This window comes from Streptomyces sp. NPDC007856, assembly GCF_042868225.1.
Taxonomy (GTDB): domain Bacteria; phylum Actinomycetota; class Actinomycetes; order Streptomycetales; family Streptomycetaceae; genus Streptomyces.
Genome location: NZ_JBIAEC010000013.1, coordinates 230,839 through 246,186, shown reverse-complemented (window position 1 = coordinate 246,186; position 15,348 = coordinate 230,839). Strand labels below are relative to the sequence as shown.

At 72.6% G+C, this 15,348-nt stretch carries 14 protein-coding genes and 2 pseudogenes; 9 read left to right on the top strand and 7 right to left on the bottom strand.

Annotated features, from left to right (window positions below):
- Nucleotides 1-42: 42 nt before the first annotated feature.
- Nucleotides 43-246: pseudogene (locus ACFYOH_RS29585) on the bottom strand (flavin reductase family protein); the annotation flags it as partial.
- Between the two features lie 274 nt (nucleotides 247-520).
- Between ACFYOH_RS29585 and ACFYOH_RS29580 the strand changes: the two are divergent.
- Both ACFYOH_RS29580 and ACFYOH_RS29575 read left to right on the top strand, forming a co-directional pair.
- Entirely contained in the window at nucleotides 521-1,285 is a 765-nt protein-coding gene (locus ACFYOH_RS29580) for a DMT family transporter (RefSeq protein WP_388631601.1), read from the top strand.
- 225 nt (nucleotides 1,286-1,510) lie between these two features.
- On the top strand, nucleotides 1,511-2,035 hold the full coding sequence (locus ACFYOH_RS29575) for a hypothetical protein (RefSeq protein WP_388631598.1): 525 nt from the start codon (nucleotides 1,511-1,513) through the stop codon (nucleotides 2,033-2,035).
- A 17-nt stretch (nucleotides 2,036-2,052) separates the two neighbouring features.
- On the opposite strand, the gene ACFYOH_RS29570 is transcribed toward ACFYOH_RS29575, so the two are convergent.
- Together ACFYOH_RS29570 and ACFYOH_RS29565 are read right to left on the bottom strand one after the other, a co-directional pair.
- Nucleotides 2,053-2,841, bottom strand: a complete 789-nt coding sequence (locus tag ACFYOH_RS29570) for a thioesterase family protein (protein ID WP_388631596.1) — start codon at nucleotides 2,839-2,841, stop codon at nucleotides 2,053-2,055.
- 245 nt (nucleotides 2,842-3,086) lie between these two features.
- Nucleotides 3,087-3,737, bottom strand: a complete 651-nt coding sequence (locus tag ACFYOH_RS29565; protein WP_388631593.1) for an FMN-dependent NADH-azoreductase — start codon at nucleotides 3,735-3,737, stop codon at nucleotides 3,087-3,089.
- 137 nt (nucleotides 3,738-3,874) lie between these two features.
- On the opposite strand from ACFYOH_RS29565, the gene ACFYOH_RS29560 reads away from it, so the two are divergent.
- Nucleotides 3,875-4,237, top strand: a complete 363-nt coding sequence (locus ACFYOH_RS29560) for a winged helix-turn-helix transcriptional regulator (RefSeq protein ID WP_388631590.1) — start codon at nucleotides 3,875-3,877, stop codon at nucleotides 4,235-4,237.
- A gap of 322 nt (nucleotides 4,238-4,559) precedes the next feature.
- Nucleotides 4,560-4,742, top strand: coding sequence for a hypothetical protein (locus ACFYOH_RS29555; RefSeq protein ID WP_388631587.1), 183 nt, complete (start codon nucleotides 4,560-4,562; stop codon nucleotides 4,740-4,742).
- Nucleotides 4,743-4,817: 75 nt separating this feature from the next.
- Here the strand turns inward: ACFYOH_RS29555 and ACFYOH_RS29550 are convergent, their stop codons facing one another.
- Entirely contained in the window at nucleotides 4,818-6,296 is a 1,479-nt protein-coding gene (locus tag ACFYOH_RS29550; RefSeq protein ID WP_388631584.1) for a glutamate-cysteine ligase family protein, read from the bottom strand.
- Between the two features lie 292 nt (nucleotides 6,297-6,588).
- A complete protein-coding gene (locus ACFYOH_RS29545; protein ID WP_388631580.1) occupies nucleotides 6,589-7,389 on the bottom strand; it encodes an SAM-dependent methyltransferase in 801 nt (266 codons plus the stop codon).
- Between the two features lie 122 nt (nucleotides 7,390-7,511).
- On the opposite strand from ACFYOH_RS29545, the gene ACFYOH_RS29540 reads away from it, so the two are divergent.
- The 4 genes and pseudogenes from ACFYOH_RS29540 to ACFYOH_RS29525 form a co-directional block, all read left to right on the top strand.
- Nucleotides 7,512-7,883 (top strand): hypothetical protein, encoded by a 372-nt coding sequence (locus ACFYOH_RS29540; protein WP_388631742.1) that lies wholly within the window; start codon nucleotides 7,512-7,514, stop codon nucleotides 7,881-7,883.
- Between the two features lie 1,090 nt (nucleotides 7,884-8,973).
- Nucleotides 8,974-9,714 (top strand): VOC family protein, encoded by a 741-nt coding sequence (locus tag ACFYOH_RS29535; RefSeq protein WP_388631577.1) that lies wholly within the window; start codon nucleotides 8,974-8,976, stop codon nucleotides 9,712-9,714.
- Between the two features lie 126 nt (nucleotides 9,715-9,840).
- On the top strand, nucleotides 9,841-10,809 hold the full coding sequence (locus ACFYOH_RS29530) for a threo-3-hydroxy-L-aspartate ammonia-lyase (RefSeq protein WP_388631574.1): 969 nt from the start codon (nucleotides 9,841-9,843) through the stop codon (nucleotides 10,807-10,809).
- Between the two features lie 110 nt (nucleotides 10,810-10,919).
- A pseudogene (locus tag ACFYOH_RS29525) lies at nucleotides 10,920-11,249 on the top strand (molybdenum metabolism regulator); the annotation flags it as partial.
- Nucleotides 11,250-11,455: 206 nt separating this feature from the next.
- On the opposite strand, the gene ACFYOH_RS29520 reads toward ACFYOH_RS29525, so the two are convergent.
- Nucleotides 11,456-13,036, bottom strand: coding sequence for a glycerol-3-phosphate dehydrogenase/oxidase (locus ACFYOH_RS29520; RefSeq protein WP_388631571.1), 1,581 nt, complete (start codon nucleotides 13,034-13,036; stop codon nucleotides 11,456-11,458).
- Nucleotides 13,033-13,632 (bottom strand): TetR/AcrR family transcriptional regulator, encoded by a 600-nt coding sequence (locus ACFYOH_RS29515; protein WP_388631568.1) that lies wholly within the window; start codon nucleotides 13,630-13,632, stop codon nucleotides 13,033-13,035. Before ACFYOH_RS29515 ends, ACFYOH_RS29520 begins: the two co-directional genes overlap by 4 nt.
- Nucleotides 13,633-13,752: 120 nt before the next feature.
- On the opposite strand from ACFYOH_RS29515, the gene ACFYOH_RS29510 reads away from it, so the two are divergent.
- The gene (locus tag ACFYOH_RS29510; RefSeq protein WP_388631565.1) at nucleotides 13,753-15,345 is read left to right on the top strand and encodes an FAD-binding oxidoreductase; all 1,593 of its coding nucleotides are present in this window, start codon (nucleotides 13,753-13,755) and stop codon (nucleotides 15,343-15,345) included.
- Nucleotides 15,346-15,348: the final 3 nt, after the last annotated feature.

The window sequence follows — 15,348 nt, the reverse complement described above, 5'->3', positions numbered from 1 at the left end:
CAGAGGTGGACCCTCCCTTGCGCCACGACCGTATCGTCAGCCGTCAACTCGCCCCACCGACATGAACCGCACGACGGGCGGATCGGTGCAGGCGATGGTGAAGAACGAGTGCGGGGCGAGGTTCGCCGTCTCGCCGTCCGGCGCGAGCGTCGAGACCCAGGCGATCGGCCGGGGTACGACGACGGAGGTGAGCAGACGGTAGAACGCCCCGGTCGTCATGGACTCGGGTGAGTAGTCCACGCGCATGACAGCACGCCAAGCGGTGGCGCCCGGGGCCGTGCCACCCGGCCCACCGTGTTGATCACCGACGGGGCGCCACCCTAGGGTACGAGGACAGCCGTACCGGGAGCCGATAACCATCAGTCAGTGCCTGACACCTCGTGCGCGCGCCGTCCTCGCCCTGGGCCGGGGACTCGCCGCCGTACCGGCCCCGGGGCTCGTCCTCGGCGGAATCCTCGGCCTGCAGGGCGGAGCGGCGCTGACGACCCGTCTCTACCCCGCCGTGGGACCGGCCGGAGTGGTGACTCTGCGGCTGACCATCGCCGCGCTCGCGCTCACCGCGCTGTGGCGGCCCCGGATCCGCGGCGACCGGGCCGTCCTCGGTATCGCGGCTGCCGCTGGAACCCTGCTCGCCGTGCACCACCTCGCGTACTACGAGGCGGTCGCCCGGCTGCCGCTCGGCGCCGCCACCACCCTGGAGTTCCTCGGTCCCTTCGCCATCGCCCTGTGCGGTTCGCGCCGCGTCCCCGACCTGCTGTGGGCAGGCCTCGCCGTCACCGGCGTCCTCCTGCTCAGCCGCACCGGCACGGCCCTGGACGGGACCGGCATCGCCTGCGCCACCGTCGCGGGATGCTGCTGGGGCGGATACATCCTGGCCGGCAAGCGGCTGGCCGGCCGCGTCCCCGACGGCCGCGGCCTGGCGCTGGCCGTGACCTTCGGAGCGCTGCTCAGCCTTCCGTACGGCATCACACAGGCGGGCACCCGCCTCCTGGACCCGGGCACCCTCGCCGTGGCCGCGGCGGTCGCCGTGCTGTCCAGCGTCGTGCCCTACACGTTCCAGCTGGAGGCACTGCGTCGCCTGACACCGCGCGTCTTCGGGGTGCTGACCAGCCTGGAACCGGCGGTCGGCGCGCTGATCGGACTGGTGTTCCTGCGGCAGCACCTCGCGGTGGCCCAGTGGACGGGGGTCGCGGCGGTGGGGCTGGCCTCGGTGGGGGCGACGCGTACGGACGGGGAGGCCGGTACGCAGGACCTGAGCGATGCGGCGGAGGCCGCTCGGGAGTGAGGGAGCGCCCGGCCACCCGGATCGGGCCGGCGTCGGAGTGGTCGCGTGGTGTCACCTCATGCGCTCCGCGGTCGCCGCCCGGGCCTTCCTGGGCGAGGATCGTCGGGGTCCAGCGGTCCACCGTGTCCTCGTCGCCGCGCTTCAGGGCCGGTGCGACCAGGCCGAGCGCCGCCGGTCGCGGACGGGCCGGTCGCGCGGACCGCCCCATGCCCTACCGTGACCGGCATGAACGCGTCGGGACGGAGCCTTCGGAGCTATCGATATGTCGGCCCCGAGGACGTGAAGGCCGCCGTCCGGCCGGGAGACACCGGCACCGTCATTCGTACGGCGGACGAGTTCGCGGACTGGGCCGCCACCCGGCCGCGCGAGGAACTGGCCGAGCCTTTCACCTACGTCATCGGCCTGGACGGCGCGCTACGGCTGGCCCCGCGCCGGTCCGAGCATGTGGCCTGTGCCGGCGGCGAGCCGGTGCTGAGCGCGGGAGAGATCCGCTTCGGCGAGGACACCGGCCGATGGGTGGTGCGGGAGGTGAGCAACCAGTCGACGGGCTACTGCCCGGACACCGACTCATGGCCGGCGGTCGCGCAGGCGCTCGACCGGTCCGGGTTCGAACGCCCCGGGGCCTTCACCCATGAGGTGGTGTTCCGCCGGTGTTGCACCTGCGGGCAGCACAACATTGTCCGGGAGGAGCATTTCGTCTGTGTCTTCTGTGACGCCGACCTTCCCGAGCGATGGAACCTCGACCCTTGAGCCGGCCCAACGGGCGGTCACCGGCCCGGAAGTGGCCGTACCGTGAGCGTCTGCTGGGCCTGGCCGACCGGGCCGTGGACGTCGTGGAGGACGCTGCTGGTGAGGCCCTGGCCGGTGGGGCCGAAGGCGACCGTGGTGTCCAGGCCGACCCAGCGGCCCGCCGGCTGCCGGTGCAGATGGATCGTCAGGTCGACGTTGGGGAACATCCACTCGGTCGGCGGCCGGCGTACGGCGATGCCGTTGGCCGTGTCGACGAGGGCGACATAGGAGGCGACCGGGCTGCACGGCTCGCCGGCGACGAGGTCGAGGTCCGTGGAGATCCAGACCGTGCCGCGGCCCGGCTCCGAGGGGGTGACCGGCCGGACGTCCACGGACGCGCAGTGGCCGCCGGGCCAGAGCGAGGCCAGGGAGTGACCGGCGAGTCCGTCCGGCGGGGTGAGGCGCGCCTCGGCATCGCCGGCCACTGCGCTGGTGTCCACCTCGGTCAGCAGCCAGGCGCGGGCCCGCACCACCGGCCGGTCCGCGATGCGGACGACCGCTTCGAGCAGTTCGATGGTGCGGCCGGGCCGGATCGACTCCACCTGGATCTCGCACTCGTCCAGGGCGAGGCGCCCCAGGATGTCGAAGCTGATCCTGGACAGGAGCAGTCCGCTCGCCGGGCGCTCGGCGCGGTACTGGTCGATCGCGTGGATCACGAGTCCGCCCAGCGGGCTGAAGTGCATCTCGTCGGTGTCCCACGCGCCGCTCGCGTGCGGGGTGGGCTTGTAGCGATGCTGATCTATGCGCTCGAAGTAGCTGGCGGCCAACGGGTGCCACTCCTCAGGTGTCCGTGCACGGGGGCGTTGAGCAGGTCGTTGCACAGTACATCCGTGGCCGCGACCGGTTCTCGGGCCGGTCTCGATCGTCCGCATGGCGACCTCCGGCCCCGGTTGCCCGCCGGGACCGTGGGCGGTCCTCGTCGCGTACGGCCTGCGCGACCTGCCGCTCACCCACGCCGCCGCACCGCCCCCGGCGCCGCGTTCAGGACGGCGCCGGGGCCGGGGTGGATTGGTCAGGCCGCCAGGCGCTCCGCGAGCTGCTTGGCCTTTGCGGCGGCCTCCTCCAGGGCGCGGTCGCGGGAGGCCTCGTACAGCGGGATGAGCTCGGCCATCGCCGGGTTCTGCGGGGCCATGGTCAGCTCCGGGACGATGAAGTCGAGGTCCAGGCCGAGGGCGTCGGCGAGGACGGCCGAGAGGTAGTTCTGCACGTACTCGTATCCCTCGCGCGGGGTGCCCGGCCCGTACGCGCCGCCCCGGCTGGCGACGACCGTCACCGGGGTGCCCTTCGCCGACTGGGTCTCGCCCGCGGTGCGGCCGAAGAGGATCACGTTGTCCAGCCAGGCCTTGAGGGTCGAGGGGATCGAGTAGTTGTACATCGGGGCGCCGATCAGCACCGCGTCGGCCTGCTCCAGCTCCTCGATCAGCCGGACACGCTCGGCGAAGGCCGCGGCCTGCTCCGGGGTGTGCGAGGCCGGGTCGGCGAAGCCTGCGGTGTGCGCGGCGGCGCTGATGTGCGGGACGGGCTGCGCCGCGAGGTCGCGGTGGACGACCGTGCCGTCCGGGTGCTGCTCCTGCCAGTGCGCGCGGAAGGCCTCCGCCACGGCGCGCGAGGCCGAGGCCTCGGTCGGGAACACGGACGAGTCGATGTGCAGCAAGGTGGCCATAGTGACTCCAGAAAGAAGACAAAAGGGACAGGGCTATCCCCGTGGCTCAGCACTGGCTGAGTTTTCGTACAGGACTATCTTTAGCACAGGGGCTTACTTTTTTTCATCCCCCTACATCGAGGTAGTACCCTGATCGCATGGCGGCGGACGTGACACACGACAGCGCGGCGTGCAAACGGGTGGACGATGGCATCACCCGTGTCTTCCAGCTGCTCGGAAAACGCTGGAGCGGCCCGATCGTGGCCGTCCTGGTGGAACAGCCCGCACACTTCGCCGACCTGCGCCGGGCCGTCCCCGGCATCAGCGAGCGCATGCTGTCCGACCGGCTCGCGGAACTCGGTGCGGCCGGACTCGTGCTCCGCGAGGTCGACGAGGGACCGCCGCTGCGCGTGTCCTACCGGCTGACCGAGGCGGGGGCCGCCCTGGAGCCGGCGCTTCGGGAACTGGGCGAGTGGGCGAAGGCCCACCTGCCGGACACCCCGCCGTGCCCCGGCGCGTAGCGCCGACGGCCGGCCGGCTCGCCCGCGTAGGGCGCGGTCCGGCCATGGACATCACCGCACAGTGGGTGCGGACCGTCTGGACCAAGCGGTCACGCGGTGGCGCGGCCGCGGCCCGGCGGAACGCGGTGCCGGTCGGATTCCCGTTGCCCGACGTGCCGTTGGACCGCGCGCACGTCGTATGGGTGACCGAGCGGCAGGACTTCACGGCCGAGGAGAGCCGGACGGATCTCGACGGCATGCCCGTCAGCCTGTGCGAACGGGACTGCGGCCTCCGGGTGTTCGCCCACAGCGTGTGCCGCTCCGGCCCCGCAGGCCGCCGGCGGTGCGGCCGCGGCCCGGCCAGTGGGTGCGGTGGCAGCTCAACCACCGCCACAGCAGCAGCTCCGGGACGGCGGACTGGTCGTACTCGCTCAACACCTTCAACGTCGCCTACGGCCCGGTCGACGGTGACGTGTTCCTCGGGGAACCGACCGTGCTCGTCGACGAGTGCGGGCCGGTGCGATAGCCCACCTCGTGGGCGACGTCAGCCGCCTCAAGGGTGACACCTCACGGCAGACCGGCTTGGTGCGGCTCAGCAGGCTCAGTCCACCGGCCACGTGTGGACGGGCGCGTTCAGATGCATGTAGTCGATGTACAGCTGGGTCATCCGGCGCAGCGCCTCATGGCGGCCGGCGCGCGTGGTGGCGTCGAGGTGGTGGAACATCTCCTTCTGCCACACCGCGCCGTTGCGTGCCGTCACACAGCGCTGCTCGATGATGCCGAGCAGCGGCTCCCGCCACGCCTCGTCCATGCCGGCCTGCTCCAGCCCCTGGTGCGCCAGCGGCAGCAGCCGGCGCAGTACCAGCTCCGGCACCGGCACCTCGCCCATGCCGGGCCAGTACAACGGGGCGTCGATGCCGCGCCGGGCGGCGGTGTGCAGATTGTCCTCGGCGGCCGCGAACGACATCCGCGACCACACCGGCCGCTCCTCCTCCACCAGGGCCCGGGTGAGGCCGTAGTAGAAGGCGCCGTTGGCGAGGGTGTCGGCGACGGTGGGGCCAGCGGGCAGCACCCGGTTCTCCACCCGGATGTGCGGGAGGTCGTGGGAGACGGCGTACACCGGGCGGTTCCAGCGGTAGATCGTGCCGTTGTGCAGGGTCAGTTCGCCGAGCTCCGGGATGTCCCCGCTGTCCAGGGTCTCCGCCGGGTCCTGTTCGTCGCACAGCGGGAGGAGAGCGGGGAAGTAGCGCAGGTTCTCCTCGAACAGGTCGAAGACGCTGTTGATCCAGCGCTCCCCGAACCACACCCGGGGACGTACGCCCTGCACCTTGATCTCTTCCGGGCGGGTGTCCGTGGCCTGTTCGAACAGCGGGATGCGGGTCTCGTGCCACAGCTCCTTGCCGAACAGGAACGGTGAGTTCGCCGCCAGCGCCACCTGGACCCCGGCGATGGCCTGTGCCGCGTTCCAGTACGGGGCGAACTCCTCGGGGGACACCTGGAGATGGAACTGCGTGCTCGTGCACGCGGCCTCCGGGGTGATGGTGTCCGCGTAGGTGCGCAGCCGGTCCTCGCCGTCCACCTCGATGCGCAGGTCCTCGCCGCGGGCCGCGAAGATCTGGTCGTTGAGCAACTGGTAGCGCGGGTTCTCCGACAGAGTCTCCTCGCCGATGTCCTGCTGGCGCAGGGTGGGCAGGATACCGATCATGATCAGCCGTGTGCCGATCGACCTGGCCCGCTCGTCCGCGTGGTTCAGCGCGGCGCGGATCTCCGACTCCCACGCGTCGGGTCCGCCCGCGGTCAGCCCCCGGGGCGGCACGTTGATCTCCAGGTTGAACCGGCCCAGCTCGGTGGACCAGGCGGGGTCGGAGATCGCCTTCAGCACATCGGTGTTGCGCATCGCCGGCTCGGCGTCGTCGCCGACCAGGTTCAGCTCGATCTCCAGACCGACCTGCGGCCGCTCGGACTCGAACCGTGCCTCGCGCAGCATCTGCGCCAACGTGTCCAGGCACGCGTGCATCTTGATCCGGTACCGGCGGCGGTCCTCGCGGGTGAAGACGAGCGCCGGGACGTCGCGTCCCATCGGCCCTCCAGGATGCCCCTCGTCGCAGACCTCTTCACCCAGCGTCGCACCAACACGCGAGCCTCACCAGGCACGGCCGGCACGTGCGGGCCGACGCCGTCCCCGGGACGCTCCGGTGCCGTCCCCGGCGAGGCGGCGCACGAGCACGGGCACGGCGGGCCGAGGGCCGTGTGCACGGCCGTGCACAGCCCGTGTCAACGCCGGATGCGGTCGACGAGCGGAGCGCAGCCGTGGAAACCGCGCCGGCGAACAGTGCCGGTGCACCCGCGCCTGAAACCCGGTGATCCAGGTTTCAGGCGTTCTTGCGGGCCACGCCGCCGTAGAAACCGATGGCCTCGGAGCCGGGCGGCGGGGTGGTGTCCGGGCGCCAGAAGGGAACCTGGGCCAGGCCGGGCTCGACCAGTTCGAACCCGTCGAAGAACCCCTCGACCCTGTCGCGGGACCGCAGGTTCATGGTGGCGGTCGCGCTGTTGTAGACGGCCTCGGCCGCGCTGCGGTCGTCGGCGAAGTCTCCCGTCGCGTGCGAGAGCACCAGGAAGCTGCCGGCCGGAAGCGCGTCGCGCAGGGTGGCCACGATCCGCTCCGGCTCGTCCGTGTCACGGATGAAGTGGAGGATGGCGACGAGGAACAGGGCGACCGGCCGGTCGAAATCGATGATCCGGCGGACCTCGGGATGATCGATGACGGACTGCGGATCGCGCAGGTCGGCGAGCACGATACTGGTCGTGCCGGCCCGGCTGAGCAGCGCGTCGCCGTGCGCCTTCACGATCGGGTCGTTGTCGACATAGGCGACGCGCGCGTCCGGAGCCAGCTCCTGGGCGACCTCGTGCACGTTCGGCGAGGTGGGCAGCCCGGTGCCGATGTCGAGGATCTGGCGGACGCCGCTGTCGATGACGTACCGGACCGCACGGTGCAGAAAGGCGCGGTTGGCCCGCACGGAGATCCACACCTCGGGGGCCGCCGCGGCCAGTTGGTCGCCCGCCAGCTGGTCCACCTCGTAATTGTCCTTGCCGCCCAGGAGGTAGTCGTAGATCCGTGCGGGATGCGGCTTGCTGGTGTCGATGTGCACGGACTGGCCGCCGTCCTGAGTCACGCTGTGCTCCTCTCCACGACCGTCACGGCCTCGGTCCCGCAAACGGTTGGCCAAAGCTTCCCACATCAACTATCCGGGGTGCGCGGGGAGTTCCCCGAGCTCAGGATGGTGCGGTGCGGCGTGTGGCGGCTGGCAGTGGCAACGGATCGGGTGTGCGCCCCGGGGACGTCCTGGGCTCGGGCACCTGCGGCAACGACGGTTGCCTGGCCGAGCTGTGGGGCGTTGGCCAGGCGCAGCGCGACCGCAGTGCGAGCGCGTGCGAGCTTCTCGTGTGGGTCTTCGACAGCCAGGCCGACGTCGATCCGGCCGCCGAGACGCGCGAGTTCACCCTCCTCACCTCCGCCTACGGCGTGGGCGTGACCGGTGCCGCCCTCGCCCGCGCCCTGCCCAGGAGGCGCTGGGCGTCCGGCTCAGCCGGCAGCGGCGCTGTCCAGCGCGGGCCGGCACCGAGACCAGCGGAGGTTCCGCCGAGTGGAGCCGTCGGACAGGGATGAGGGCCCCGTCCTGGGCGATGGGGACGCAGTGGTGAGGGGAGCATGAGGCACACCTGGGAGGCGGGGGCGGGGGCGGAGAACGGCCAGAGTTGCTGCCCGCCGGGCGCGGCTCATGCGGCGGCTCCATCTGCCTCTCTCCGCCGGCCAGGGTCCGTCCGGCGCGGGATGTCGCAAGCGGCATGGCTCCGGACCCCGTGCGAGGGTGGGCGCCGTACGCCTGCTGCCTGGCTCGGCGTGGTGTCGCCCGTGGCCTGCTTCCGGTCACCGTGCGAGCGGAGGCGGCATCCGTGGCCGGCCTCAGCGTGACGTGCGCGGCCCAAGTGTCACCCGCCGTCCCGCCCCCTGTACGGGGCGCCCCTCAACCGCCGTCCCGTCCCCTGCGCGGAGGGGCCCGTCACCCGGCCGGACCGGCTCCGCTGGCCTGCACGTCGCGGGCGTCGGAAGGTCGGAACAAGATCGGTGAGTCGAAGCTTCGTCCGACCGGTCGCGGGTCGTCCCTCCGTGTCCGTGACGAGGCGGGCCGACGCGCCGGGGGCGGGGAACGGTGAATCCATTGCGCTCGGGTCGTTCCCCGCCCCTCCCACCCCGGCTCGTCCGGGCCTCGCCGCCGCTCGGTGCGTGCGCCGGGGGTGTCCGCGCTCCGTGGTCTGGTCCTGTCCATCCGGGTACGTCGTGCGGTCTGGTTGTGGCCGTACAGGTCAGGGCGTCGCACGGGCCGTCCTCGCCGGTTGCGCCCACTGGGCAGGGGACGACCTACAACTTGCAGTCCACGCAAGCGCTGTACTTCAGTTTCGCCCGGTACGGGCTGATCCGGGCATCCACGAGCACCGGCGAGACCGGCGAACGCGTTTCGGGCTGCACGGCGAGCACGTGCTCGGCTCCCCTGCGAGAGCGGAGTGGCCCAGGCTCGCCGCCGCCGCGGCGCCGCCCGCTCCGGCCGGCGGACCCGGCGCTCGCAGCCAGGCCGCGTCGATCACCACGCCGCAACCGGCCTGGTCTGGTTGGCGAGCTGAGCATGAGGGCGGTGCGTTGATCTCCGTTCGGCGACAGTGCGGATGTCGTTGCAGAGCGGATGCGTAAGATCGCCGGCATGGCGCTGCGACCGGTTCTGGTGAACGTAAAGGCTCTTGACGACTCGGCGGTCGGCCGGTTCTGGGCGGAGGCGCTCGGATGGAGCGTTTCCAGCTCGGAACCCGGCGCGACCGCCGCCAAACCCGCCGGCTTCGATTGGCTGGACCCGGTCGGCGTCTGCGTCGACGTCATCGCCGTGCCGGAACCCAAGACGGCCACAAAGAACCGTGTGCACATCGATCTCGCCACCGCCTCCGCAGCCCATCGGGCGGAGTTGGTCGCGCGCCTCCGGGATCTCGGTGCGACGCCCGCGCACGTCGGTCAGGGTGACGTGGCGTGGACGGTTCTCGCCGACGTGGAGGGCAACGAGTTCTGCGTGCTGGAGCCGCGGGACATCTACCGGGACACCGGACCGATCGCCCGGGTGGTGGTCGACTGCGCGGATCCGCGGGCCATGGCCCGGTTCTGGGGTGAGGCGGTGGACTGGACCCTGTGCGAGGTGACTGACGATCATGCGGTGCTGCGCTCCGCCAAGGGTGTCGGCCCGTATCTCGAGTTCCTCCGCACGCCCGGCGTGAAGACCGTGCCGGACCGCGTCCATCTTGACCTGGTGCCCTGCCCCGGTGACGACAAAGCAGCGGAGGTGGCCCGGCTGCGGGCCCTCGGCGCCACCGACCTCGACGTCGGCCAGGGCGACGTCCCGTGGACGTGCCTGGCCGACCCGGAGGGCCACGAGTTCTGCGTCCTCGCCCGGTCCTGAGGCGCAGCCTGGTCAGTGACGGAAGCGAACGTCCGTCCCGCCTCTCCCTGGACAGCAGGGCGCCGATCTTCATAGAGTTCGAGTCCAAGAATGGAAAATCCGTCCAGGCAGCTTCCGGAGACCGCCATGGCCGCCGCTTCGCCCGTAACGTACGACGACATCCGTGCGGCCGCCGCGCGCCTCGAAGGCGTCGCGCACCGCACCCCCGTGGTCACCTCCCGCACCCTGAACGCCCTCGTCGGCGCCGAGGTGTTCATCAAGTGTGAGAACTTCCAGCGCGTCGGCGCCTTCAAGTTCCGCGGCGCCTACAACGCGGCCGCCCAGCTCTCCCCGGACCAGCTGGCGAAGGGCATCGCCGCCTACTCCTCCGGCAACCACGCCCAGGCCACCGCCCTCGCCGCCCGCGAACTCGGCACCAGCGCCGTCATCCTGATGCCCGAGGACGCCCCGCGCCTCAAGCGGGAGGCGACTGCCGGATACGGTGCCGAGATCGTCACCTACGACCGCTACACCGAGGACCGCACCGCGCTCGGTACGGCGCTGGCCGAGGACCGCGGGCTGGCCCTCATCCCGCCCTACGACCATCCCCACGTCATCGCCGGACAGGGCACCGCGACCCTGGAACTCCTCGACGAGACAGGCCCGATCGACGCCCTGCTCGTGCCCGTCGGAGGCGGCGGCCTGATCGCCGGCAGCGCCACCGCCGCCAAAGCCCTGCACCCCGCTGTCCGGGTCATCGGCGTGGAGCCGGAGGCAGGGGACGACACCAAGCGGTCCCTGGAGAGCGGCGCCCGCGTCACTGTGCCCGTGCCCAGGACCATCGCCGACGGGCAGGCCCTGTCCACGCCCGGCCAGATCACCTTCGAGATCAACCGGCGCCTGGTCGACGCCATCGCCCTCGTCAGCGACGCGGAGATCGTCGCCGCCATGCGCTTCGCCTTCGAACGCCTGAAGATCGTCCTCGAACCCAGCGGCGCCACCGGCCTGGCCGCACTCCTGGCCGGACGCGTCGAAAACCTCCCGCGCCGCATCGGCATCATCGCCTCCGGCGGCAACATCGACACCGGGCGGTTCACCGAACTCATCGGTGGGTGATGGCCGTTGTGACGCGGCGCACGCAGAAGCAGCTGCGCCGCTCGGATAAAAAGTACATGCGCCAGGGGCGAACCCTCGAGGTCGCGCACCGACCGAGCGCCACCGGCACGTGCCGGCCGCTGTCGCGGGCAAGACTGGCGGCGGGACTGAAGCCCGGACCGCGTGCTGTTGCCGCGGCTCTGCCGACCTACCAGCCCGCCACCGCCGTGGCCGCGGTGGCCACCGTCACACAGGCACCGGCCGGAGCCGTCGTGGTCGAGTGCGTGCAGGACGGCGGCCGACTCCGGGTGCATGTGGTGTCCGAGGGCTACGACACCTCCTGGAACGTCCAGTTCCCGCGGGCGATACGCCAGCCGGGCGCCCGCTACGTCGTGGACGCCCTGCACCCCGCGGCCGGCGGCTTCTACCGCGTCCGCGGCGACATCCGCCGCCTGCTCTGACGCTCCCGCTCTCCTGCGCCGTTCGGTCCAGCCGGCCGGCACCTCAAGGCCGCACGGCCTGCGCCTCAGCGAGCCCTGCCCGGTTGCGGAGGGGCGCCTCCGCCGCGCTGCCCGCCCGGTTGCGTCGGGGACGTGACCAGGCCGCCTCCATCGGAGATCACCACCGACAACAGGTACCGCCTCGCCCGGGCAAGGCGGTCGGCGCGTCAGCGTCGCGCGGCCGCTTCGTCCAGTACTTCCCGTGCCACGGCCAGCGCCTCGGCGCGATCTTCGGGTACGAGCCCGATGCGGGTGCGCCGGTCCAGGAGATCCGACTCGTCCAGTGCGCCCTCGTGCCGTACCGCCCACAGCAGTTCCGCGCGGGTGACCGGATGGCCCGGCAGGACCCGCTCGGCCAGGGCGGGATCCTCGGCCGCGAGGGCGTGGACGGCCTCCGCCTCCGTGCCGTAGCGGCGGACCAGGCGCCGGGGTGCCGACAGGGTGCGCAGCCGGTCGGGTGCGGCGGCGCCGACCAGCGGCAGCGCGGCGGTGGGGGAGGGCGCGGCGGGAAGGCCCCGCGCGGCGGTCGCGGCGTCCACGGCGTCCTGGGCCATCCGCCGGTAGGTGGTGAGCTTGCCGCCGACGATGGTCGTGATGCCGTCGGGGGACGTCAGCACGGCGTGCCGGCGGGAGATGTCGGAGGTGCGGGCGGGGGCTCCGTCTCGGGCGTCGTGGCCGGAGGTGTCCAGCAGGGGGCGCAGTCCGGCGAAGGCGCCGACGACCTCGTCCCGGGCCACCGGCGTGTCCAGGACCGAGCCGAGCACGTCCAGCAGGAAGCCGATGTCGGTCTCGGGAACCTCAGGGACGTCCGGGATCCCGCCGTCGACCGGCTCGTCGGTGAGACCGACGTACACCCGGCCGTCGCCCTGGGGCAGGACCAGGACGAAGCGGTTGGTCTCGCCGGGGATGGGGATGTGCAGGCCGGCCGGCAGGGTGCCGAGCCGCTCCGAGCGCAGGACCAGATGGGTGCCGCGGGAGGGCCGGATCCGGATGCCCTCGACGAGCTCGCCCGCCCACACCCCGGCCGCGTTGATGACGGCGCGGGCCCTGATCTCGCCCTCCTCGCCGGTGAGTTCGTCGCGGATCCGGGCGCCGGTGCCGGTCAGCTCCAGCACCCTGACCCGGGTCAGCACCCGGGCGCCCTGCGCGGCGGCCGTCCTGGCCAGGGCCGTGACCAGCCGGGCGTCGTCGGTCACCTTGCCGTCCCAGGACAGCAGTCCGCCGCGCAGTCCGGCCGAGCGCACCGAGGGCGCCAGATGCCGGGCCTCCGTCGCCGACAGCCGGCGCGGGGCGGGCAGCACCTGGCGCGGGGTCCGGGCGGCCAGCCGCAGCATGTCCCCGGCCCGGAACCCGGCCCACGCCAGCGAGGCCTGGGCCCGGGACACCAGGGGGGTCAGCGGCAGGACGAAGGGCTGGGCGGCCACGAGGTGCGGGGCGGTGCGGGTCATCAGCACCCCGCGCTCGACCGCGCTCTCGTGCGCCACGTCGAACTGCGCGGAGGCCAGATAGCGCAGCCCGCCGTGGATGAGCTTCGAACTCCAGCGGGAGGTGCCGAAGGCCAGGTCGTGGGCGTCCACCGCGACGACGTCAAGGCCGCGGGCCGCCGCGTCCAGCGCGGCTCCGGCCCCGGTGGCGCCGAGCCCGACGACCAGGACGTCGGCGACCCTGCCGTCGGCGGCCTCGGCCAGTTCCCGGCGACGGCGGTGTGCGCTGAGGGACGAGCCGGCGTCGGCCCGGGTGTGACTCATGGCGTGAGGGTCCTCTCCAGGAGGGTGCGCAACTCGCCGAGGAAGGCGGCGGAGTCGAGCTCCGGATCGTCCTCGTCGGTCATCGTGCGCAGGGACAGGGTGAAGGACTGCACGGTCAACAGCAGGGCGCGGGCCTGCCGTTCGACATGCCCGGGGCGCACGGAGCCGTCCGCGTGGCCGTCGCGCAGCCCGTCGGCCAGCAGCGCCAGCAGCGCCTCCTGGCTGGCTCCGCGCCGGTCGAGCACATAGGGGAGCAGCAGTTCCGGGTCGACGTCGACGATCTTGCGGAAGAGCGGGTGCGCCCGGAAGGTCTCGACGCCTGCCACCAGTCCGTCCACGATCCGGGTGCGGGTGTCCGTGCGGGAGGCGGGCTCGGGGATGGCGCGGGTGGCCACGTCGATCCACTCGCGGGTCATCAGATCGCCCACGAGGGTCCGCAGATCCGGCCAGCGCCGGTACAGCGTCATCCGTGAGACACCGGCGCGGCGGGCCACGTCGGCGAGGGTGGTGCGGCGGACGCCGACGGCCAGCACACAGTCGCGTACCGCGTCGAGCACATGATCGTTGTCCGAGCCGTTGTGACGAATAGGCGTCATGTGTCACAGTGTAACGCCCCGGGGTCGGGCGGAGCAGACACCGTCCCCCCCGGCGCGGCCCGCCGGCCGTCGCGTGAACCGAGGACACCGAGTACACCGACCTGTGAGGACGACCGTTCAATGGACATGCTGTGGAACGGCTGGGGCGACCCGGCCAAGGCGGCACCGCTGCCCGACTCGGTGACCGGACTGCTGCGCGACCTGCTCGGCGTCAAGCCCCGCACCACCCCCGCCCTCACCCTCGAGGACATCGAACTGCCCGCCAGCACGGCCTCCCCGGCCGCGCTCAAGGCGCTCGCCGAGGCCGTCGGCGGTGAGGACCACGTCCGCACCGACAACGAGAGCCGCATCCGGCACACCCGCGGCAAGTCCACTCCCGACCTGCTGCGCATCCGCACCGGGGACTTCGCGGACGTCCCGCAGGCCGTGGTCCTGCCAGCCTCCCACGACGAGGTCCTCGCCGTGCTGCGCGCCTGCGCCGCACACGGCCTCGCCGTCGTCCCCTTCGGCGGCGGCACCTCGGTCGTCGGCGGACTCGCCCCGCAGCGCACCGCGTTCATCGCCCTGGACCTGCGCCGCATGAACGGCCTGCTCGACCTGGACCCCGTCTCGCGCACCGCCGTACTCCAGCCCGGTCTGCGCGCCCCCGAGGCCGAGGCCCTGCTCGCCGAACACGGCTTCACCCTCGGCCACTTCCCGCAGTCCTTCGAGTGGGCCACCATCGGCGGCTTCGCCGCCGCCCGCTCCAGCGGCCAGGCCTCCGCCGGATACGGCCGCTTCGACGAGATGGTCCTCGGCCTGACCCTCGCCACCCCCGAGGGAACGATCGAGACCGGCCGCGCCCCGCGCTCCGCCGCCGGACCCGACCTGCGCCAGCTGATCCTCGGCTCGGAGGGCGCCTTCGGCGTGATCACATCGGTCACCGTACGGATCCGCCCGGTGCCGCGGGCGCGGATCTACGAGGGCTGGCGGTTCGCCTCCTTCGAGGAGGGCGCCGCCGCGCTGCGCAGGCTGGCCCAGGACGGACCCAGGCCGACCGTGCTGCGGCTGTCCGACGAGACCGAGACCCTCATCGGCCTGGCCCAGCCCGACGCCATCGGCGGCGACCTGGCGCAGAGCGCGGCCGGCTGTCTCGCCATCACCGGCTACGAGGGCACGGCCGAGGACACCGCACAGCGCCGGGAGCAGGCGGCGGCCGTCCTCACCGCCTGCGGCGGCACTCTCGTGGGAGCGGAACCGGGCGAACGCTGGGCCCATGGCCGCTTCTCGGCGCCGTACCTGCGCGACGCCCTCCTCGACGTCGGCGCCTTCGCCGAGACGTTGGAGACCGCCGCCTTCTGGTCCCGCATCCCCGACCTCTACACGGCCGTACGCAGCGCGCTCACCGACACCCTCACCGAAGCCGGCACCCCACCCCTGGTGATGTGCCACATCTCCCACGTCTACGAGAACGGCGCCTCGCTGTACTTCACGGTCGTCAGCGCCCAGGGTGAGGACCCGGTGGCGCACTGGACGCCCGCCAAGCACGCGGCCAACGAGGCCGTACTGGCGGCCGGGGGAACCATCTCGCACCACCACGGAGTCGGCACCGACCACCGCGACTGGTACGTCCGCGAGGCCGGACGGCTCGGCATCTCGGCCCTGCGTGCCGTCAAGCGCCGCCTGGACCCTGAGGGCCTGCTCAACCCCGGCGTCCTGCTCCCCACCGACTGACCC

Bases quoted from the DNA above. Each gene is read 5' to 3' on its own strand.
- ACFYOH_RS29565 (WP_388631593.1), bottom strand. From the start codon at position 3,737: ATGGCCACCTTGCTGCACATCGACTCGTCCGTGTTCCCGACCGAGGCC.
- ACFYOH_RS29520 (WP_388631571.1), bottom strand. From the start codon at position 13,036: ATGAGTCACACCCGGGCCGACGCCGGCTCGTCCCTCAGCGCACACCGC.
- ACFYOH_RS29550 (WP_388631584.1), bottom strand. From the start codon at position 6,296: ATGGGACGCGACGTCCCGGCGCTCGTCTTCACCCGCGAGGACCGCCGC.
- ACFYOH_RS29575 (WP_388631598.1), top strand. From the start codon at position 1,511: ATGAACGCGTCGGGACGGAGCCTTCGGAGCTATCGATATGTCGGCCCC.
- ACFYOH_RS29515 (WP_388631568.1), bottom strand. From the start codon at position 13,632: ATGACGCCTATTCGTCACAACGGCTCGGACAACGATCATGTGCTCGAC.
- ACFYOH_RS29535 (WP_388631577.1), top strand. From the start codon at position 8,974: ATGGCGCTGCGACCGGTTCTGGTGAACGTAAAGGCTCTTGACGACTCG.
- ACFYOH_RS29530 (WP_388631574.1), top strand. From the start codon at position 9,841: ATGGCCGCCGCTTCGCCCGTAACGTACGACGACATCCGTGCGGCCGCC.
- ACFYOH_RS29510 (WP_388631565.1), top strand. From the start codon at position 13,753: ATGGACATGCTGTGGAACGGCTGGGGCGACCCGGCCAAGGCGGCACCG.
- ACFYOH_RS29560 (WP_388631590.1), top strand. From the start codon at position 3,875: ATGGCGGCGGACGTGACACACGACAGCGCGGCGTGCAAACGGGTGGAC.